Origin of the sequence: Wenyingzhuangia marina (assembly GCF_900130035.1) — a bacterium.
Classification (GTDB): domain Bacteria; phylum Bacteroidota; class Bacteroidia; order Flavobacteriales; family Flavobacteriaceae; genus Wenyingzhuangia; species Wenyingzhuangia marina.
Genome location: NZ_FQXQ01000003.1, coordinates 517,541 through 538,586 on the forward strand (window position 1 = coordinate 517,541; position 21,046 = coordinate 538,586).

A 21,046-nucleotide genomic window follows, 5' to 3' on the forward strand; every position below is an offset into this window, starting at 1 on the left:
TTTACAGCTGGCTTGGTTAAGAAATATGTTTAAAAACAGTTTTTTAACCAAGCTTTTATTTTGATAACTTAATATGAATACTGTAATTTTAATCGCTCATTGAATAAATTATATACCCACACTTATGAGACAAGTTTTTAAATGGTCTGTACTAAGTCTGTTTTCTTTTCAGATGTTTACAGTTTCCGCACAAGATGTAATCCCAAATAATCAAAGTGATTTTAATCCTATCATGTATCGTCAGAGTAGTCCATACAGATCTGCATTGGGACAACCAGGAGATCAATATTGGCAAAATCAAGCAGATTATAATATTGAAGCTACTTTAGATCCTGAAAAAAATACAATTACAGGGCATGTTACCTTAACCTATCACAACAATAGTCCGTATGATTTGAATTATATATGGATGTATGTAGAACAAAATCGTTTTACAGAAACTTCTAGAGGTACCTTAACTACTCCTATTATGGGAAATCGTTATTCAGGTGATGTAGATGGAGGTTGTGATATTTCTAATCTTGAAGCAAGAGCTAACAAAAGAAGTAAAGTTTCTTCAAAGCACGTAATTTCTGATACTAGAATGCAAGTGTTTTTTAATGATCCTATTTCAGCTAAGAATGGTGTTGCTACGGTAAGCATGGATTTTACTTATGTAATTCCTAAAGCAGGAATGGATAGAATGGGAAGATTAGAAACCGATAATGGAATTGTTTATTCTTTAGCACAATGGTACCCTAGAGTTGCCGTTTTTGATGATGTGAAGGGATGGAATACTGAACCTTATTTAGGGGCAGGAGAGTTTTATGTAGATTATGGTAATTACGATTACAAAGTAACCGTTCCTTATAATTATGTTGTAGTTGGTTCAGGAGCTTTGGAAAACGATAAAGAAGTTTTGACATCAACCCAAAGAGATCGTTTTGCAAAAGCAGCTAAAAGCGATGATAGAGTTTATATTATTACTCCAGAGGAAGTAAATGATGTTGATAAAACTCGCCCAACCAAGAAAGGAACACTTACTTGGCATTTTAAAATGGAAAACACTCGTGATGTTGCTTTTGCTACTTCTAAAGCTTTTGTTTGGGATGCTGCTAGAATCAATTTACCAAGTGGAAAAACCGCCATGGCACAATCTGTATATCCAAAAGAAGTTTCTGGAGATGATGCTTGGGGACGTTCTACAGAATATACAAAAGGATCGGTAGAAAACTATTCTAATCAATGGTTTGAGTATCCATACCCAAATGCTGTAAACGTGGCTTCAAATGTTGGTGGAATGGAATATCCAGGTTTAAGTTTTTGTAGTTCAAGAAGTAAAGGAGCAGGTTTGTGGGGAGTTACAGATCATGAATTTGGACACAATTGGTTTCCTATGATTGTAGGATCTAATGAGCGTTTATATCCTTGGATGGACGAAGGATTCAACACTTTTATCAACTACTACAGTGCCAAAGCTTTTAACAATGAAGAATATCCAAACGATTTAATCAAAGGAAGAAAAAGTTTAAGAATTTATAATTCTAAAAACAGAGAAGGAGTAGATACATATCCTGATATAGTAAATACTCGTAATTTGGGTAACACCGCTTATGGAAAACCAGGATTGGGATTGATTATGTTAAGAGAATATATTTTAGGTCCAGAACGTTTTGATTATGCTTTTAAAGAGTATATCAAAAATTGGTCTTACAAACATCCACAACCGTCAGACTTTTTTAACGCAATGGAGAATGGAGCAGGAGAGAACTTAAATTGGTTTTGGAGAGGATGGTTTTATGGAACAGGTAATATTGATTTAGCGATTTCTTACGTTCAGTCTTATAAAGGAGATTATGTAATTGTTTTGGAAAACAGAGGAGATATTCCAATGCCAGTAAAGTTAAAAGTAACTTATGATGATGATACTTCTGAAATTAAAGACATTCCTGTAGAAATTTGGCAAAGAGGAGATAGTTGGAATTATTTATTAAAAACAGATAAAAAATTAAAATCTGTTGAAATTGATCCAGATAAAATTTTACCAGATGTTAATAGTTCAAATGATGTTTGGCCTAGTGATATTTATAAAGATTAAAACAAAAAGTTCCAGAGAAATCTGGAACTTTTTTTATTTGTTATAGTTTCTATTTCCGAAAATGGCACTTCCTACACGAACCATATTACTTCCTTGTTCGATAGCCAATTCATAATCACCACTCATTCCCATAGAAATGGTGTTGAATTGTGGTTGAGTAGGTTTTAGTTCCTCATAAAAGGTTTTAAGCGATGAGAATTCTTGTTTTATTTGACTTTCATCCTCTACAAAACTAGCCATTCCCATCAATCCAACTACATTAATGTTTTGTAAACTACTATAATCATCGGAATTTAAGATATTCAATATTTCTTCTTTTGATAACCCAAATTTAGAGTCTTCTTCAGCTATTTTTAATTGTAGTAAACAGTTGATGATTCTATCGTTTTTTTTAGCTTGTTTGTTGATTTCTTTTAAGGTTGAAAATTTATCAACTCCATGAATTAAATCTACAAAATGAGCCATGTATTTTACCTTATTACTTTGTAAATGACCAATCATATGCCAAGAGATATCTTTGGGTAAAACATCGTATTTCTCTACCATTTCCTGAATTTTATTTTCACCAAAAATTCTTTGTCCCGCATCATAGGCTTCTTGAAGATCTGAAACAGGTTTGGTTTTGGATACGGCAACCAAAGTAACTTCTTTAGGAAGTGTTTTTTTGATATATACTAAATTTTGAGAAATACTCATTCAAATAAGTTTTAAGTTGTATGTAAAAATAAAAAATCCCCACAAACATAAGTCTATGGGGATTGAATTTATATAGTGAATTAAATTACTTCAAAATAGAAATAATTTGATCTGCTAATTCAGTACCAATACGGTCTTGTGCTTCTAAAGTTGCAGCACCAATATGTGGAGTTAATGAAATGTTAGGATTCATTAATACTTTCATAGATGGTTTAGGCTCGCTTTCAAAAACGTCTAATCCAGCTTTTGCAATTTCTCCACTTTCTAAAGCTTCAATCAAAGCAACTTCATCAATTACTCCACCACGAGCAGCGTTGATAATAATTGCAGTGTTTTTCATCATTTTAAATTCTGGAGTACTAATTACATAACCATCTTGAGCTGGTACGTGTAATGTAATAAAATCAGCATTCTTTAAAACTTCTTCTTTAGATACTGTGTTTACAGTAAAAGAAACTTTTTGTCCATCAAAGAACTCTAAGTCTAAATCAACTTTGTCAAAGAAAGGGTCAAAAGCAATTACTTTCATACCTAATCCCAAAGCAATTTTAGCAGTAGCTTGACCAATACGACCGAAACCAATTACTCCTAAAGTTTGTCCTTTTAATTCAACTCCCTTAGCATAAGATTTCTTTAAAGCTCCAAATTTAGAATCACCTTCTAAAGGCATGTTTCTGTTTGCATCTTGTAAGAAACGTACCAAACCAAATAAGTGAGCAAATACTAATTCTCCAACTGAGTGAGAAGAAGATGCTGGTGTATTGATTACGTGTAATCCTTTATCTTTAGCGTATTGTACATCAATGTTGTCCATTCCAACACCACCACGACCGATGATTTTTAAAGAAGGACAAGCATCAATTAATTCTTGTCTTACTGTGGTTGCAGATCTTACTAAGATCACATCAATGTTGTTTTCGTTGATGTAGTTTTCTAATTGATCTTGAGCAACTGTGTTTAAAATTACTTCAAATCCTGCTTTTTCTAAGGCATCAACACCTGATTGTGCTAAACCGTCGTTTGCTAAAACTTTCATTTAATTATTGTTTATGCTTAGGGTCTAAGCGTTAAAATTTCTTCATTACGTCAATTAAAGCTTGTACGCTTTCTTTAGGCATAGCGTTGTAAATAGAAGCTCTAAATCCTCCTACAGAACGGTGACCTTTTACGTTGCTAATTCCAGCTTCTGCACAAGCAGCTAAGAATTCTGCATCTTTAGATTCGTCTTTTAATAAGAATACTACATTCATTAATGAACGATCTTCTTTAGCAACACTATTTACAAATGATGGGTTGTTATCAATTTCATTGTACAACATAGCCGCTTTTTCTTCATTGTGTTTTTCAACAGCTTTTAATCCACCTTGAGCTTTCATGTATTCTAAATTTAACATAGAAACATAAATAGCAAAAACAGGAGGCGTATTAAACATACTTTCTCCTTTGATATGGATTTGATAATCTAACATAGAAGGAATGGTTCTACCAGTATTTCCTAATAAGTCTTTTTGAATAATAACCAAAGTAGCTCCGGCAGGACCTAAGTTCTTTTGTGCACCAGCATAAATAATTCCGAATTTAGAAACATCTACAGGTTTAGAGAAAATATCAGAAGACATATCTGCAACCAAAGGAACTTCTGTAGTAGGGAACTCTTTAAATTGTGTTCCAAAAATAGTGTTGTTTGTAGTAATGTGAACATAATCAGCATCCGAAGGAATAGTATATCCTTTAGGTATGTAGTTATAGTTAGTGTCTTTAGAAGTAGCCACAACTTCAACCTCTCCAAACAACTTAGCTTCTTTAATAGCTTTAGAACTCCAAGCTCCAGTATCTACATAGGCAGCTTTACCACCTTCGTTTTTCATTAAATTGATGGCTGTCATTAAAAATTGCATAGAAGCTCCACCTTGTAAAAACAATACTTCGTGAGTTTCTGGCACATATAACAATTCTTTAACCAATGCTACAGCTTTGTCATAAACAGCAACAAATTCCTTGCTACGGTGAGATATTTCAATTAATGATAAACCTGTGTTGTCAAAATCTAATACAGCTTGACTAGCTTTCTCAAAAACTTCTTGAGGTAGGATTGAAGGACCTGCGCTAAAATTATGTTTTTTCATTATATATTTAATTTTTGGAAAGCACAAATTTATAAAATCTAGTCACTTTACCTTTACGTTTGAGTATTTATTTTTAACGTTTTTTTATAATGTTATTAAAAAATTAACAGTATCAACGTTATCTGCATAATTCCATAATTTTGGAAGCTGTGTTTGACCAAATTTTACACTATCTTCAATATTTAGCTCAGAAGTGATACATTGAACTTTGTCTGAATCGTCTTTTAATTTGGTTTTAAGGCTATCAAAATCATCATAGAATTCATAAAATAGACTGGCGATAGGAGAGGCATAACTTTTGTCTTCTTTTAACATTAAAAAACCATTTTCTTTAATGTCAAATAAACTCATTAAATAGACTGCTTTATTGTAATCGTAATTGTTAGCGTATTTGGTATAGTTAAGAATGTCTTTGTGTTTGTAAACAGCCTTAAAAAGCTTGTCAAAATCATAATTTCTTGGAATAAATATTTTAGAAACATTTCTACAACCTAAGCCGTAGTATCTAAAAATATCATCACTTAAATTTTCTAGTTGTTCATGTGTTTCATTACCATCTAAAACGGCCACAGAATTTCTACTCTTTCTAATAATGTGAGGATGTTTACCAAAGTAGTAATCAAAATAACGAGCGGTGTTGTTGCTTCCTGTAGCAATTACAGCATCATAATTTTGTAATTTTTCTTCGGTAAAATTAAATGTTCCTTTAAAGCTAGGTTCTACATATTCTAAATATTTTGCTATTAAAGGAATAAAATATTTATCGTTTGATGACAATTTAGCCAAGACCTTATTTCCTGTGATGGCTACACATAAAAAATCATGAAAACCAACCAAAGGAATGTTTCCAGCCATAATAACCGCAATGGTTTTATCGCTGGTTGATTGAATGTTATAGTCTTGTAACCACTGTTCAATACTCTCTTTAGTCAGTGTTTTTGCCCAACTATCAAAAGCAAATAGCACATTGTTTTGAGTAAACCAACTGTTGTATTCTTCGGCTCTTTTTATTTGAGTAGTAAATACCTCAAAAAATAAGTCATTAAAAGGGACTTCTTCTTTTTTAAGAATCCCAGTTGTTGTAAATTGCGAAAGAAATTGCCCTAAGGTAATAAATGCTTGTTTTCTCTTATCTAAACTCATTATAAGTTAGTTTGTGGGTTTTGAATGAATACAAAATGTATTATTTTTGTGGCACAAATTTAAAGAAAAAAGAACGATGGCAATTATAATAACAGACGAATGTATAAACTGTGGAGCTTGTGAACCAGAGTGTCCTAATAATGCAATATACGAAGGTGCTGAAGAGTGGAAGTATTCTGAAGGGACTTCTTTAGAGGGAGATTTTGTGTTACCAAACGGACATAGTGGGAGTGCTGATGAAGAGCAAGAGCCTATTTCTGACGAAGTTTATTACATTGTGCCCGATAAATGTACAGAGTGTAAAGGTTTCCACGATGAGCCACAATGTGCTGCTGTTTGTCCAGTTGACTGTTGTGTACCTGATGAAGATGTGGTAGAAACAGAAGATGAATTGTTAGCTAAACAAGCATTTTTACACAAAGACTAAGGTTAAAAACATACTTATTAAAAACGCCAATCATAATTTATGATTGGCGTTTTTTGTTTGATAAATTGAAAGAAAAAAATATAAGATGATATATTTGTGATATTATCAAAATCTATTGAATCCTTTACAGTATGTCTACAAGATTGAATTTTTCTATGTTGTTATGTTTTATAACGACTGTTTGTACAAGTCTTTTTGCCCAAGAAAATAATACGACACCCTCAGATTTATTTCCATCCGAAAAAGTGGTGACTAGATATCATAATGATTGGACGATTAAAAACTATCAAAGTAGAATTGCTACGTTTGAAAAAGATGTTCCAGAGTTTGGAGATGTTTTTTTTATAGGAAATAGCATCACCCAACAAGGAAATGATTGGAATGAAAAGTTTGAATTAAATCACATCAAAAATAGAGGGATTGCAGGTGATGTAACCGATGGTGTGATTGCTAGACTAAATGAAATTGTGTATTACAAACCCAAAGCTGTCTTTATTTTAATTGGAATCAATGATTTGTTTAATTTACATCATGATGTAGATAATAGTCATAATTTAAAGTATGATAAAATTATTCCATCGGCTAAATATGTAGGGAAAAACATCATAAAAATCTCTAAAATTATTCATGAAAAATCACCAAATACTAAAATATTTGTGAGAACTGTGCTTCCAACCACACGTTCATTTTTAAAGGATGAAATTTTAGAAATCAATAAAATGATTAAAAAAGGAGCGCATAAAGGTTTTTATTCTGTAGTTGATTTATACAGCGTTTTTGTTGATGAATCTGGATTTATGCAAAAGGAATTAACCAAAGATGGTGTTCATTTAAATGACAAAGGGTATCAGCAATGGGTAGCGTTTGAGAAACCTATATTGTTAGAGTTTTATAAATAAAACAAGAGGTTGAATATTTATTCAACCTCTTGTTTTAAATTATTATTTTAATATTTTCTTGTAAGTAATACCTCTAGGGCTAATTAATTTTACATGATAGATTCCTGAATGGAATTTACTAAAATCGATGGTGTAATTTGTGGCGTTTTTTGGATTGTAAGTTTCTACTATTTTTCCAATATTATCATAAATTTCTACCCGAATTAAAGGAGTAGTTCCTGCAATATTTAAATCTGTTTTTACAGGGTTTGGAAAAATATCAATGGTTTTAACTTTTGATATTGCAGCGCTAAGATCTTCATCAACAGCAGTTGCATACCAACGTTGACAGTCACAGTTGGTGTTTTGATAGAGTTTTACTTGTGTTTCATAGGTGTAAGCAAAAGGTATTTCTAAAATGGTATTTTGAATAGATGGATAAATGACTAATTTATTATTCACAGGAGATTTTTGTACTCTAAATTTTTGATTGATTGCTCCGGTATAGTTGTTCGTTAGCTGAAGAACATCTCCATTTTCACTTCCATCTACGGCTTCTAGATAAAAATCTTTGTTTTTAGAGTTCTGTATTACATATTCTCCTGTTCCTAAAGGAGTAAATATCCACTTTTGAGATGCTTGATTTTCATCTTTATTATGTTGCCAAAGTAAAGCTCCTTCATCAACTATATGATTCTCTACATCTAAGAATTTATTACTATTTACATTTTCTAAGGTGTAAGTTCCTTCACTTAAAAAATCAAGAGATAATGATGGCCACCCGTCACTTCCCCAATCTAATTTACCAAAACCTAAAGTAGGCCCTCCCATATTGTTGGCTTCTTCACTAGGATAATAGCCTTTAGGGTCGTAATAATGAAAGCTTACATAGTCTACTCCACCTTCAGAATAAATACCAATATGTCCGGGACCATAATAACGATCTTCTAAACCACGAGCATCATCATGTTTAAAAAAGAGAGTACCTCCACTTGGAGTCCCATAGGTAACTAATGGTTTTCCCTCTTTATCAACGAAAGGTCCTTTGGCACTTTCTGAACGTCCCATTATAACGTAATAGCTACTAGCAATACCGTTACAACATCCTCCCTTATTGTAAAAGATGTAATAATACCCATCTCTATAAATCATAGTAGCTCCCTCTCCTTCGAAATAAACTCCAGTATTAGGACCTGTAAAAGAGTTGGCTATTGTTTTTCCGGGTAAATTTCCACTATAATTTTTTGGTATTCCGCTTATAGAATCAATTTCCGTAACAACCATTCCTCGTTCATTAAAAGATCCATAGGTCATCCATATTTTATTGTCATGACCTCTAGTAAGAGCAGGGTCAATAGCATTGAGCGCTAAGCCTGGTTGGTAAGACCAAATACCCAAAAATCCAGCATCTACCCAATTATAATCTGGGGAATCGGGGTTTAGAGATTTGGTAGAAACACAACCAATGGTTGAAGTCATTGTACCCCATTCCGAACAAGAGTAATATAAATAGTAACGACCATTCATTTTAATAATATCTGGTGCCCAAAAAGCTCCATGAAAAACAGCATCTCCATCATTATTTGTACCTCCTTTTACATAACTATTAATCCACTCTGGAAATTCTGTTTTTGTAAATGGAGAAGGTCCATTTTGCCAAGTAATAAGATCATATGAGTACATTGCGTGAATTCCATCTCCTGTGGCAAATATCCAATATCGATCACCATCTTTTACAATATTTGAAGGGTCATGTAGTCCTTCTGGCCAGTCTTGTGCAAATGCAGAATAAAATAAAGGAAAACAAAAAAATATTAGAAATATTATTTTTAACTTGAAGTTTAAGTAATTTAAAACGTATTTTTTTATCATAAGTATAGTAGTTCGTGTAAAAAAACATAAAAATAGTTAAAAAACAAGAGGTTTGGTGTTTATATTATAAAAACTAATACCATGGAAGAAGACGAGTTTTTTGTTTTTTATAATTAACAGTTCTGATTTATAACTCCTGATTTATATATGGTAAAAAGCATATATTTTTATTTATATGATAAAAAGCATATATTTGTACATATATGATAAAAAGCATATAAAAAATGAAAGCAGTCATCACAGCAGATATCATCAATTCAAGAGAGGTTTCTCCAGAAATTTGGTTAAATACTTTAAAAAGTACTTTGCTAAACATAGGGGAGGAGTATAGTGTTTGGGAAGTATTTCGTGGAGATAGTATTCAGATGATAATAGAACCTCAAAAAGCGTTAGAAGTAGCGGTTTTATTAAAGTCAGCAATCAAACAAATTCCAAATATTGACATTAGAATAGGAATTGGTATTGGAGAAGTTACTTATCAATCAGAAAAAGTAACGACTTCTAATGGACCTGCATTTGTAAATGCTGGTGAAGCTTTTGATGGTTTAAAGAAAAGTACCTTGTTCATAAAAACGCCATGGGGAGACTTTGATAAAACAATCAATATTATGCTAAATTTAGCGACTTTAACCATGGATTATTGGAAACCAGCCATGGCAGAAATTGTTTATGAACAATTACAAAATCCAGAAAGTAAACAAATAGAAATTGCTCAAGCTTTAAATAAAAAACAAAGTAATGTGAGTTATAGTTTAAAAAAGGCAGGATATGAGGAAATACAAGATTGTCTTCAGTTTTACAAACAGCAAATAGGAGGGTTATGTTAGTACTAAAATTATTGATAGCTCATGTATTAGGTGATTTTGTATTACAACCTAACAAATGGGTAAAACATAAGGAAAGGAAAAAATGGGCTTCCAAATATTTGTATATCCATACTGCAATTCATGCTTTGTTATTGTTGATTGTACTTGGTTTTCAAATAAAATATTTATGGAAAATTATAATAATTAGTATTTCTCATTTGGTGATAGATGGAATTAAGTTGCTAAAACCTATTAAAAATAGTCGAATATTATTTTTTGCAGATCAAATAGCACATTTAACAGTAATTGGATTGGTTGTCAGGCAATGGAGTGATTTAAATATAGATTTTAGTACTGTTGTTTCTGAACAAAACTTATTACTTGTATTGTCTTTGTTACTGTTAACATCGGTAACTTCTATTGTGTTAAAAGTGGTTTTTAGTGTATGGAATAAGGAGATAGAAGAAGTAAGTAAAGAAGATAGCTCATTGAAAAATGCAGGAAAATACATCGGAATTTTAGAACGTTTGTTTGTATTTGCTTTTGTCGTGCTGAATCAATGGCAAGCAATTGGTTTTTTATTAGCTGCAAAATCGGTGTTCCGTTTTGGGGATTTAACCAAAGCCAAGGATAGAAAATTAACTGAATATATATTGGTGGGAACTTTGTTAAGTTTTGGAATCGCCATTGTGATAGGTTTGACTTATCAATATTTGAGCTTTTAATGGTTTTATTGATTATTTTTAGATTCATGGGGAAATCTGCATTCTAGCAAATAGACACTTTTAGTAAATAATTGTGAAAATATTAAAGGTTCTCCCTGTAACTATTGTTACATCATATAGTATTTATTCTGATTAAATTTGTTATTTTAAGTTTAGTATTTTTTGAATACGAAACAAAAGAGATAGATTAATAAATTTTATTAAACATGAGCAAATTTTCAGAATTAATAAATCAAAATACTCCTGTATTAGTAGACTTTTTTGCAGAGTGGTGTGGACCTTGTAAAACGATGGGTCCAATTCTAAAAGAAGTGAAAGATAGTGTAGGTGATGACATTTTTATTATTAAAATAGATGTGGATAAGAATCAAGCTTTGGCAGCAAAATACCAAGTAAGAGGTGTACCAACATTGGTGTTGTTTAAAAATGGAAAACAAGTTTGGAAACAATCTGGGGTACTTCAAAAAAATGAAATTATAAATGTTATTGCTACTAATAGTTAAACTTTAGAAAGGTGACAAATTTTTGGGATGAAAGATATAGTGAAGAGGATTATGCCTACGGTCTACTTCCAAATTCATATGTTAAAATACAATTAGATAAACTTCCTCCTGGAAACATTCTTTTTCCTGCTGAGGGAGAAGGTAGGAATGCCGTATATGCTGCAAAAAAAGGATGGATGGTTACTGCTTTTGACAGTAGTAAAGTTGCAAAACATAAAGCTTTAGCATTGTCAAAATTGAATCATACAACGATTGATTATGTTGTTTCTAATGCAGAGGATTTTACATCAAATATAAAATTTGAGGTATTGGTTTTAAATTATGCCCACTTTCCTAAAGGTATTAGACGTAACATTCATAAACATCTTATTTCTTTTTTAAAACCAAAGGCTACTATTATTTTTGAAGCTTTTTCCAAGAATCAATTACAATATAGTTCTGGTGGTCCAAAAGATAAAAGTATGCTGTTTTCTATAAATGAGATTAAAAATGAATTTCCTAATATTAATTTTAAAGAATTAAAAGAAGAAAATATTCAATTGAACGAGGGTAGATATCATCAAGGGATGGCATCTGTAGTAAGATTCACAGGAGAATTAATAAAATAAATTATTTTTTAGTTTCCTTTTAAACGAGTCCATAAGTCAGATAATATTTTTTTGCCATCACGGTTGTTTTTTGGAACCTCAACAAACTGAACATTTCCATCAATATCAACATCTATTTTGTATTTAAAAACAAAGTTTTCAGATGTTGGATTGATACTTAAAAGTCCAAATCGTAAATCGTTAAAATAAAGAATTTCCTCTTTTTTAGTAATCGTATACCATCCTTCAGAAATAGCAATCATGCGTTTTACTTTTTCGTTTTTAACAAGATTTCCTAAGAGTTCATGGTTTTTAGGATAGTTTGTAAAAGTGATGGGTTGAGCATCAAAAAAAGAATAATTACCTAATAAATAAGCTTTCTCAGTTTCTACATTGGCACTCCAAAGTATGGTGTTTAAAGGAGATGGCCTTGTATCTATTTGTAAATACTCAATATTTTTACTTTCTAGTTCTGTTTTAAATTGATTGTATGCTATCCACTTAAAAAAAAGTTAAACATTAAATAAGAAGTACTGATTATCAATCCTGTTTTATTATAGAAACTACGTTTTTTAGAGGTCCTATTTTGTCTAAAAGCAAGAATTCAAAACACCAAAAAAGGAAGTGTGTATATGGGGTCAATCACAAATATGGTTTTAAATGCGAGTCTTGTATCAAAAGGCCAAAAGAGTTGTGTTTCCCATGTGGTATGTGCATCTAAAATAGGATGTGTTACAAAGCCCCAAAAGAACAACCAAGACCAATTTTTAAAGTTTTTATAGGTTTCATAACGAGAAATGATCCAACCAAAAACAGGAGCAAAAAGTACTGAAAACAGAATAGAATGTGTAAACCCTCTATGTATAGATAGTGCGGTTACGGTATCTGTAAAATAAGAAGCAAATACATCTAAATCGGGAATGGTTCCTGCAATGGCTCCATAAAATATGGCTTTGTTTCCAATTTTTTTTACCTAAAACAGCCTCACCAACAGCTGCTCCTAATACAATTTGAGTTAACGAATCCATATAATTGTATTATATATCGTTATTTATTTCTATCCAATACTTATCTGGATCTTGAAAGTAAATTTGTTGAATTCCATCTTTTCTAACGTAGTTTTTATTCGGAGTTCCTAACCAATCAGAGTAGTCAACATGTAACGTTTTTAAGTGATTTACAAATAAACTTATATCCTCTATTGCCAAAGCAAAATGAACGGCTTTATTGGTTGTAATGTCATCTAAACGAGGAATTAAATGAAGTTGTTTGCCTTCACCTAAGGATAACCATCTTGTTTTAGAATTAGAAGCTGTATTTTCAATTTCTTCTAGTTTTAAGACTCTTCTATAAAATTCAACAGATACATTTACATCTTTTACAGAAATGGCGACGTGATTAAATGAAAAAGGAAACATGGTCTAAAATTTTTAAGAAGTTCAAATATCGCTATTAATTTTAGGAAACTCTCTTGTTTATAAAAATTTAGAACTAAATAATGAATCAAACGATATTTTTTTGCTTGGTAACTAATGTTACTGACTACGGTTTTATTCTCGTCTACATTTGCTCTATAAATTAACCATTGATGAAAAAACATATGTATAGACCGTTATTACTTTTTGCATTTACAATATCTATGCAAGCACAAGAATTAATACCGATTACAAAAGTAGAAGTCTTGTCTAAAGTGTCCAAAAACAACACCAGTATTAAAATTTCTAAAGAAGATTTTAATCAAGCCAAAGCAGATTACAAACAAACAAACGCAGTGTTTTTACCCAACATTACGGCAAGTCATACTGCGATGACAACAACCAATCCTTTGATGGCTTTTGGTTCTAAGTTAAATCAAGAAATTTTAACACAGAATGATTTTAACCCTGCTTTATTAAACGATCCTTCTAGGACTAACAACTATGCTACTAGCATAGAATTTGAGCAACCATTAATCAATTTAGACGGGCTATACCAACGCAAAGCAGCCAAATCTAAAATGGAAGCCATGTCTTTGAAAACAGTACGAACACAAGATTATTTAGTTTTTGAAGTAGAGAAAGCCTACATGCAATTGCAATTGGCTTATAAAGCGGTTGATGTACTTAACAAAGCGGTAGAGGCCGCTAATGAAAATAAAAAAATAGCAGACAATAGTTTTAAGCAAGGCTATTTACAACGTACAGATGTGTTGAATGTAGAAGTACGAGTAACGGAAGTTAAAAACCAATTGCAAACAGCAAAAAGCAATGTGCAAAACGCATCCAATTATTTGTCTTTTTTAATGAATGATGATTCTTACGTTGTATATACACCTATGGATGAATTAACGGTTGTTACATTTTCAGTAGTGAACAAATCGGTTTCAGAAAACAGATCGGATATTAAAGCGATGGAATTGGCTTCTAAAGCCTACGAGGATATGAATAAGGCTGATAAAATGGCTTTTCTACCTCGTTTAAATGCATTTGGAAGTTATCAATTGTATGATCATCAAATTTTTAAAGGAGATGCCAATGGATATTTAATTGGAGCACAGCTAAGTTGGGATATTTTTAAAGGATCTAAACGTTTTGGAAAAGCACAAAAAAGTAAAGCCGAATTCGAGAAATCTAAATTAGAATACCAACAATATGTATTGCAAAGTAATTTAGAGTTGAACAAAACCAAACGTGCTTTTTTAGATGCTGAAAACAAGTTGATATTAACTGCTTTAGCTTTAGAGCAATCTGAAGAATCTTTACGAATTAGAACCAACAGGTTTAAACAAGGTTTAGAAAAAACATCAGATTTATTGATGGCTGAAACACAATATTTACAAAAGCAATTAGAATATTACCAAACCATTTTTGAATATAATTACACACAAGCGTATTTACAATTTTTAACTAAAAAATAATGATTACAATGAAAAAAATATATACAATCCTAACTCTATCGATGGCTTTATTAATAGCTAGTTGTGGTCACAAAGAAAAAGAAGTGGTCGTAGATAATTCTCCTGTGATAGCTGTAAAAGTAAATCCAGTAAATATCCATGGGGAAAGTCCATTTTTAAGTGTAAGTGGAAAAATTCAAGCAACCAACAGTGCCGATTTAAGTACTAGAATGATGGGTTATGTGAATAAAGTACATGTAAATGTTGGCGATAAAGTAAGTAAAGGTCAATTGTTAGTTTCTATTAATAATAGTGATTTACAAGCAAAAAAAGCACAAGTAAACGCAGGTATTACAGAAGCTACAGCAGCTTATAACAATGCCGAAAAAGATTACCAACGTTATCAAAGTTTGTTTGCAGATAAAAGTGCATCGCAAAAAGAAATGGATGATATGACGGCAAATTATAAAATGGCAAAAGCACGTTTAGAAGCTGCCAATCAAATGAAAAACGAAATTGAGGCACAATTTGCTTACAGTAATATTACTGCTCCTTTTAGTGGAATTGTGACAGGCAAAAATATAGAAAATGGCGACATGGCAAATCCGGGAATGCCTTTAATAAGTATAGAAGCACCTAATAGTTTTGAAGTAATGGCTATGGTTCCAGAAAGTGAGATTTCTGATATTAAAAAAGGAATTGAAGTGACGGTTTTGGTAAAATCTATAAACAAAACTCTTACAGCAAAAGTGAAAGAAGTAAGTATATCTGCTAAAAATACTGGAGGGCAGTATTTGGTGAAAATAGCTTTAGATAAAACGGAAGCATCTATTTTATCTGGAATGTTTGCCACGGTACAATTTCCTGTAGAAAGGAAAGAAAATACAACGTTGATTTTAATTCCAAATGAAGCCATTGTCACCAATGGTCAATTGTCTGGAATTTATACCGTGAGTCAGAGTAACAAAGCTATGTTACGTTGGTTGCGTTTGGGTAGAACATATGGAAATGAAACAGAAGTTTTGTCGGGTTTAAATGCTAATGAATCCTACATTGTTTCTGCAGAAGGAAAACTTTTTAATGGATCAAAAGTTTTAATTAAATAACTAAAAGTCGCGTTAAGGATAGAAACGGCATCCTTTTTACGTTGATTTTGAGTGCAGTTGCTTAAGTAAATTTGTATTGAAAACAACGTAAAAAGATACAGTGTATAGCCTGTTAAAACGCCCAAAAAAGAAGATAAAATGAAAGAAGGTATCGCAGGAAAAATTGCCAAAGTCTTTATGCAATCCAAGTTAACCGTGTTGTTAATGATTGTATTTATGGTGGTTGGTGTGTATAGTTCGTTTTTAATTCCGCGTGAGGAAGAACCACAAATTGATGTGCCCATGGCAGATATTTTTGTAGGATATCCTGGGGCAAGTCCTACGGAAGTGGAATCGAGAGTGATAAAACCGTTAGAACAATTAATTTCTAACATAAAAGGAGTGGAGTACGTGTATTCTACTTCTATGAAAGAGCAAGGGATGGTTATTGTTCAGTTTTATGTTGGAGAAGATATTGAACGTAGTTTTGTGAAGTTGTACAATGAGATTAACAAACATATGGATGAAATGCCAAAAGGTGTTACGTTTCCATTGGTTAAAACACGTGCTATTGATGATGTTCCTATGTTGGGGTTAACGTTGTGGAGTAAAAATTACGACGACTATCAATTAAGCCAAATGGCTCAAGAGTTAGAATCAGAAATTAAAAAGGTGAACGATGTAGCCATGACTCATAAAATTGGAGGTAGAAATCGCCAATTACGTGTGGTCTTAGATAAAGATAAATTGGCTGCCAGTGGATTAGATTTTTTAACGGTTTCTGAAATGATTAAGGCTAATAATAGTCAATTAAGTTCAGGAAGTTTTGATAAAAATGATACTGAGTTTTTAGTGAATACAGGTAATTTTTTAGCCTCTGTAACAGATGTAGAAAATTTAGTGGTTGGAGTACAACAAAATCAGCCTATTTATTTAAAACAAGTAGCCAAGATTATTGATGGACCAGAAGTGCCACAAAATTATGTGAGCTTAGGTTTTGGAAAAGGAAGTGTAAAATCGTCGGATTATAAATCGGAATATCCTGCTGTGACTATTTCTGTAGCTAAAAGAAAAGGAGCAGATGCTATGAAAATTTCAGAAGTAATTCTAGACAAAGTAGCTCATTTACGTAGTACTTTAATTCCGGATGATGTACATGTAGAAGTTACAAGAAACTATGGAGAAACAGCTTCACATAAAGTATCAGAATTGTTATTACACCTTATAGGATCTATTGTTGCCGTAACCCTTGTGGTGATGTTAGCCATGGGTTGGAGAGGTGGATTGGTGGTGTTTTTGTCTGTGCCGATTACGTTTGCATTGACTTTGTTAAGCTATTATATGCTTGATTATACACTAAACCGAATTACCCTTTTTGCGTTGGTATTTGTAACCGGTATTGTAGTTGATGATTCCATTATTATTGCCGAAAATATGCACAGGCATTTTAAAATGAAACGTTTGCCATTTAAACAAGCTGCGCTGTATGCGATTAACGAAGTTGGAAATCCAACCATTTTAGCTACGTTTACGGTTATTGCTTCGGTATTACCCATGGCTTTTGTATCTGGATTGATGGGACCTTACATGGCACCAATGCCTATTGGAGCTTCTATAGCCATGATTTTATCTTTATTTGTAGCTTTAACCATTACACCTTATTTGGGGTTTATTTTCTTAAAAGAAAAAGAGAAAAAAGGAGTAGAGCAAAAGCCAGAAAAGGCAGTAGAAGAGACTCTTATTTATAAAATTTATAACAAGTTTGAACGTCCTTTGTTACAAAGTACATCAAAACGTTGGTTATTTTTAGGAGGAACTTTTTTACTGTTAATGGGAACCATGGTGTTGTTTTTTACCAAATCGGTTGCTGTAAAAATGTTGCCTTTTGATAACAAGAATGAATTTCAGGTGGTGATTGATATGCCAGAAGGAACTACTTTAGAACGTACTGGAGTGGTGACACAAGAAATATCCCAATACTTATCGGGTAGACCAGAAGTGGTGAATTATCAAAACTACGTGGGTACATCTGCACCCATTACTTTTAATGGTTTGGTTCGTCATTACGATTTACGTGGAGGAAGCAACATGGCTGATATTCAGGTGAATTTAATTGATAAAGAAGAACGTACTGCACAGAGTCATGACATTGCAAAATTATTTAGACCCGATCTTCAAAAAATTGCATCAAAGTACAATGCAAATGTAAAGTTGGTTGAAGTTCCGCCAGGACCACCTGTAATGTCAACAATTGTTGCCGAAGTTTATGGGCCTGATTATGATGAGCAAATAAGAATTGCAAATAGTGTTAAAGAGATCTTAAAAAACACAGACGATGTCGTAGATATTGATTGGATGGTAGAAGCAGACCAAACAGAATATCAATTTGTTATCAATAAAGAAAAAGCCATGTTGTATGGTGTTGCACCACAACAAATAGCATTTACGATGAATATGGCATTGTCTAACAGAGCCATTACAAATTTGTATGATGAAAATGCTGTGAATCAAATTGGATTGGTATTGGCTTTAGATGAAAAAGAAAAATCTACCATTTCTGACATCTCTCAATTAAAAGTAACCTCTAAACAAGGAAATATGGTTGCTATTTCAGATCTGGTAACCATTACTAAAAATACAGCTGCAAAAAGTATTTATCATAAAAACCAAAAACGTGTGGTGTATGTAATGGCAGATATGGCTGGGGAATTAGAAAGTCCTGCCTATGCTATTTTAGGAATGGAAGAAAAGTTAAAAGAAATTTCATTAGCAAAAGGTTATAAGCTAAACGAAATGTATTTAGGTCAGCCCGATCTTGAAGAGGATTATACCGTAAAATGGGATGGTGAATGGCAAATTACATTAGAAGTATTTAGAGATTTAGGAATTGCTTTTTTAGGAGCGATTATCTTGATTTATATTTTAATTGTAGGATGGTTTCAAAACTTTAAAGCTCCAATTGTAATGATGGTTGCGATTCCATTATCGTTAATTGGGATTATTTTAGGACACTGGATTATGGGAGCCTTTTTTACAGCAACATCATTTATTGGAATGATTGCTTTGGCCGGAATCATGGTGAGGAACTCCGTATTGTTGATTGATTTTATCAACTTAAGAACTGCCGAAGGTGTACCCTTAAAGCAAGCTTGTATTGAAGCTGGAGCAGTACGTACTACCCCCATTTTATTAACTGCAGGAACCGTTGTTATTGGAGCATTTGTAATTCTATTTGATCCTATTTTTCAAGGTTTGGCTATTTCGTTAATGGGAGGAACTATTGTTTCTACAGTGTTAACATTATTGGTAGTGCCATTGGTGTATTACATGATTGAGAAAAAAAACTATAAATAATAAGCTGTCACTTCGAGTGGTTTTTTTAGAAAATTACTCGAAGTGACAATTAAATACATAAAAAATGAAATTAGTAATTGTAACAGTAGTAGAAGAGTTTCAACAAGATGTTTTGAAATTGTTTAAAAATGCAGAGATAGAAAATTTTAGTAGTTCTGATATAGATGGCTATAAAAATGGATCATCTGTTTTAATGGCCTCTAATTGGTTTTCGGCAGGAAAAGGAGGGAATGAATCTAGTATGTTCTTTTCTTTTGCAGAAGAAGACAATATTGATCATTTATTTGATTTGATCAAAGAATTTAATTCAAACTTAGAAACCAATAACCCTATAAAAGCGGTGGTAGTACCTATTGAAAAATCTATATAAATTTAAAAAATAAATTAAAATGTTAAATACATATTTTAGAGTTATTGTAGGAGTTATGGTCTTAATAAGTGTAGTCCTTACAGCATATGTAAATCCAAACTGGATGTGGTTTACAGTGTTTATTGGGGTTAATTTAATTCAATCAGCTTTTACCAAATGGTGTTTGTTAGAAACCATTTTAAAGAAACTAGGAGTGAAGTAAGGCTGTCTTTTGTATTATTTATAAAATCTGTATCTATTTTTAGGTACAGATTTTTTTGTTTGCAATGTAACCATTGTTACCAAAATGATTTATAGAAATATTTATTTTTACGCTATGGACAACTCAAACACAACCATTTATATTGTAGCAGCAATTATCCTTCTCCATTTTTTAGTAGGGTTTGGATATCTTATATATAAATTGACTAAGAAAGATTGAATTTACTTTCCAATACAAAAATTAGCAAAAATATTCCCTAATAAATAATCATTGGTTACTTCACCAGTAATCAGTCCAAAGTAATATAAGGTTCTACGAATGTCAATGGCCATTAAGTCGCTAGAAACATTGTTAATAATAGCATCATCTACTTTGTTAATTTCATTCAATACTTTTAGTAACGCATCGTAATGACGGGAATTGGTTATAATGGTATCACTATTATTTTTTGCATTTGCAATGTCCGTGCAAACACAAAAATTAATACCGACAACTAAACGTAGAAGTTTTGTATAAAGTATCCAAAAACAACATTTCACTAAGTTATACTACGATGATAGGTGTTTACAATAAGTGGTTTTTAATAGTTGTACTATTGAAAATTTACTGTTAATAAGTTTTTAATTTAGAAATTACTGTTTTCCAATTCTCAGAAAAATCAGTTTCTAGGGAATGTTTTACCTCTGTAAATGGATGCACAAATTCTAAGGTTTTGGCATGTAAAAACATGGCTTGATTTTGAAACTTCTCTTCAAACATCCTGTTGTGAAAACGATCTCCATATTTAGAATCTCCAATTAAAGGATGACTAATTTTGTTCATGTGAATTCGCAATTGATGCAAACGTCCAGTTTTGGGTTGTAATTCTACCAAACTATATCTAGAAACATCATAAGGTCCAACTTTTATAGGAACCTCAAAAGTCTTAATACGTTTGTAATAGGTAAGTGCTTTTTTATGTACATTGGCATCTCGTCCTTTTACAGGACTATCTACTTTTCCTTCTTCAGGAATAAAACCACGAACCAACCCAAAATAAGTTTTCTGAATTTGATTATTGATAAATAAATCCTGAAAAGGCTTTACAAACTCTTTCTGTTTGGCGAATAGAATAATTCCAGAAGTTTTTCTATCTAATCTATGGATAGGATAAAATTTAGTCCCCAATTCATTATCTAACAATTGAACCAATGATTTTTCTTCAAGCTGATTATTGGCCATTACAGAATGATGTACCAACGTATTGTTAGGTTTGTGAACTGCTAAAATATAATTGTCTTGAAAAAGAATTTGAATCATTGGTAGAATAATAATACAGCT

19 protein-coding genes and 2 pseudogenes are annotated in these 21,046 nt (G+C 31.9%); 12 read left to right on the forward strand and 9 right to left on the reverse strand.

Annotated elements, in window-relative coordinates; genetic code table 11:
• Positions 1-124 precede the first annotated feature (124 nt).
• Positions 125-2,077, forward strand: a complete 1,953-nt coding sequence (locus BUB70_RS09175; RefSeq protein WP_073120772.1) for a M1 family metallopeptidase — start codon at positions 125-127, stop codon at positions 2,075-2,077.
• Between the two features lie 33 nt (positions 2,078-2,110).
• Here the strand turns inward: BUB70_RS09175 and BUB70_RS09180 are convergent, their stop codons facing one another.
• The 4 genes from BUB70_RS09180 to BUB70_RS09195 form a co-directional block, all read right to left on the reverse strand.
• Positions 2,111-2,773, reverse strand: a complete 663-nt coding sequence (locus BUB70_RS09180; RefSeq protein ID WP_073120775.1) for a YggS family pyridoxal phosphate-dependent enzyme — start codon at positions 2,771-2,773, stop codon at positions 2,111-2,113.
• Between the two features lie 85 nt (positions 2,774-2,858).
• Complete coding sequence (locus BUB70_RS09185; protein WP_073120777.1) at positions 2,859-3,809, reverse strand: D-2-hydroxyacid dehydrogenase; 951 nt, start codon at positions 3,807-3,809, stop codon at positions 2,859-2,861.
• A gap of 31 nt (positions 3,810-3,840) precedes the next feature.
• Positions 3,841-4,899, reverse strand: coding sequence for a 3-phosphoserine/phosphohydroxythreonine transaminase (gene serC / locus BUB70_RS09190; RefSeq protein ID WP_073120780.1), 1,059 nt, complete (start codon positions 4,897-4,899; stop codon positions 3,841-3,843).
• A gap of 84 nt (positions 4,900-4,983) precedes the next feature.
• A complete protein-coding gene (locus BUB70_RS09195; RefSeq protein ID WP_073120782.1) occupies positions 4,984-6,042 on the reverse strand; it encodes an acyl-CoA reductase in 1,059 nt (352 codons plus the stop codon).
• Positions 6,043-6,118: 76 nt separating this feature from the next.
• Here BUB70_RS09195 and BUB70_RS09200 point away from each other — a divergent pair, with 76 nt between their 5' ends.
• Positions 6,119-6,469 (forward strand): 4Fe-4S dicluster domain-containing protein, encoded by a 351-nt coding sequence (locus tag BUB70_RS09200; RefSeq protein ID WP_073120784.1) that lies wholly within the window; start codon positions 6,119-6,121, stop codon positions 6,467-6,469.
• A 131-nt stretch (positions 6,470-6,600) separates the two neighbouring features.
• Positions 6,601-7,368, forward strand: a complete 768-nt coding sequence (locus BUB70_RS09205; protein ID WP_084730237.1) for a GDSL-type esterase/lipase family protein — start codon at positions 6,601-6,603, stop codon at positions 7,366-7,368.
• Between the two features lie 42 nt (positions 7,369-7,410).
• On the opposite strand, the gene BUB70_RS09210 is transcribed toward BUB70_RS09205, so the two are convergent.
• Positions 7,411-9,219, reverse strand: coding sequence for a family 43 glycosylhydrolase (locus tag BUB70_RS09210; protein WP_073120786.1), 1,809 nt, complete (start codon positions 9,217-9,219; stop codon positions 7,411-7,413).
• A 224-nt stretch (positions 9,220-9,443) separates the two neighbouring features.
• Here BUB70_RS09210 and BUB70_RS09215 point away from each other — a divergent pair, with 224 nt between their 5' ends.
• The 4 genes from BUB70_RS09215 (at position 9,444) to BUB70_RS09230 (ending at position 11,861) form a co-directional block, all read left to right on the forward strand.
• Positions 9,444-10,046, forward strand: coding sequence for a SatD family protein (locus tag BUB70_RS09215; RefSeq protein WP_073120788.1), 603 nt, complete (start codon positions 9,444-9,446; stop codon positions 10,044-10,046).
• Positions 10,040-10,750: a DUF3307 domain-containing protein gene (locus BUB70_RS09220; protein ID WP_073120791.1), complete on the forward strand. Its 711-nt coding sequence runs from the start codon at positions 10,040-10,042 to the stop codon at positions 10,748-10,750. The genes BUB70_RS09215 and BUB70_RS09220 overlap by 7 nt, the downstream gene beginning before the upstream one ends.
• 206 nt (positions 10,751-10,956) lie before the next feature.
• Positions 10,957-11,253 (forward strand): thioredoxin, encoded by a 297-nt coding sequence (gene trxA, locus BUB70_RS09225; RefSeq protein ID WP_073120793.1) that lies wholly within the window; start codon positions 10,957-10,959, stop codon positions 11,251-11,253.
• Positions 11,254-11,264: 11 nt separating this feature from the next.
• The gene (locus BUB70_RS09230; RefSeq protein WP_073120795.1) at positions 11,265-11,861 is read left to right on the forward strand and encodes a class I SAM-dependent methyltransferase; all 597 of its coding nucleotides are present in this window, start codon (positions 11,265-11,267) and stop codon (positions 11,859-11,861) included.
• 8 nt (positions 11,862-11,869) lie between these two features.
• Here BUB70_RS09230 and BUB70_RS09235 read toward each other — a convergent pair.
• Together BUB70_RS09235 and BUB70_RS09240 are read right to left on the reverse strand one after the other, a co-directional pair.
• Positions 11,870-12,868 (reverse strand): annotated as a pseudogene (locus BUB70_RS09235) (metal-dependent hydrolase).
• Positions 12,869-12,877: 9 nt separating this feature from the next.
• Entirely contained in the window at positions 12,878-13,258 is a 381-nt protein-coding gene (locus BUB70_RS09240) for a VOC family protein (protein WP_073120798.1), read from the reverse strand.
• A 170-nt stretch (positions 13,259-13,428) separates the two neighbouring features.
• Here BUB70_RS09240 and BUB70_RS09245 point away from each other — a divergent pair, with 170 nt between their 5' ends.
• The 5 genes from BUB70_RS09245 to BUB70_RS09265 all read left to right on the forward strand — a co-directional run bounded on the left by BUB70_RS09245 (position 13,429) and on the right by BUB70_RS09265 (position 19,726).
• Complete coding sequence (locus BUB70_RS09245) at positions 13,429-14,736, forward strand: TolC family protein (protein WP_073120800.1); 1,308 nt, start codon at positions 13,429-13,431, stop codon at positions 14,734-14,736.
• 8 nt (positions 14,737-14,744) lie between these two features.
• A complete protein-coding gene (locus tag BUB70_RS09250) occupies positions 14,745-15,821 on the forward strand; it encodes an efflux RND transporter periplasmic adaptor subunit (RefSeq protein ID WP_073120948.1) in 1,077 nt (358 codons plus the stop codon).
• Between the two features lie 138 nt (positions 15,822-15,959).
• Positions 15,960-19,154 carry an efflux RND transporter permease subunit gene (locus tag BUB70_RS09255; RefSeq protein ID WP_073120802.1) on the forward strand — a complete coding sequence of 1,065 codons (3,195 nt, stop codon included), beginning with the start codon at positions 15,960-15,962 and terminating at the stop codon, positions 19,152-19,154.
• Between the two features lie 64 nt (positions 19,155-19,218).
• Entirely contained in the window at positions 19,219-19,524 is a 306-nt protein-coding gene (locus tag BUB70_RS09260) for a hypothetical protein (protein ID WP_073120804.1), read from the forward strand.
• A 19-nt stretch (positions 19,525-19,543) separates the two neighbouring features.
• On the forward strand, positions 19,544-19,726 hold the full coding sequence (locus tag BUB70_RS09265; protein ID WP_073120806.1) for a YgaP family membrane protein: 183 nt from the start codon (positions 19,544-19,546) through the stop codon (positions 19,724-19,726).
• Positions 19,727-19,947: 221 nt separating this feature from the next.
• On the opposite strand, the pseudogene BUB70_RS09270 reads toward BUB70_RS09265, so the two are convergent.
• Both BUB70_RS09270 and BUB70_RS09275 read right to left on the reverse strand, forming a co-directional pair.
• A pseudogene (locus tag BUB70_RS09270) lies at positions 19,948-20,178 on the reverse strand (tRNA uridine-5-carboxymethylaminomethyl(34) synthesis GTPase MnmE); the annotation flags it as partial.
• Between the two features lie 157 nt (positions 20,179-20,335).
• Positions 20,336-21,025, reverse strand: a complete 690-nt coding sequence (locus tag BUB70_RS09275) for a pseudouridine synthase (RefSeq protein ID WP_073120808.1) — start codon at positions 21,023-21,025, stop codon at positions 20,336-20,338.
• Positions 21,026-21,046 lie beyond the last annotated feature (21 nt).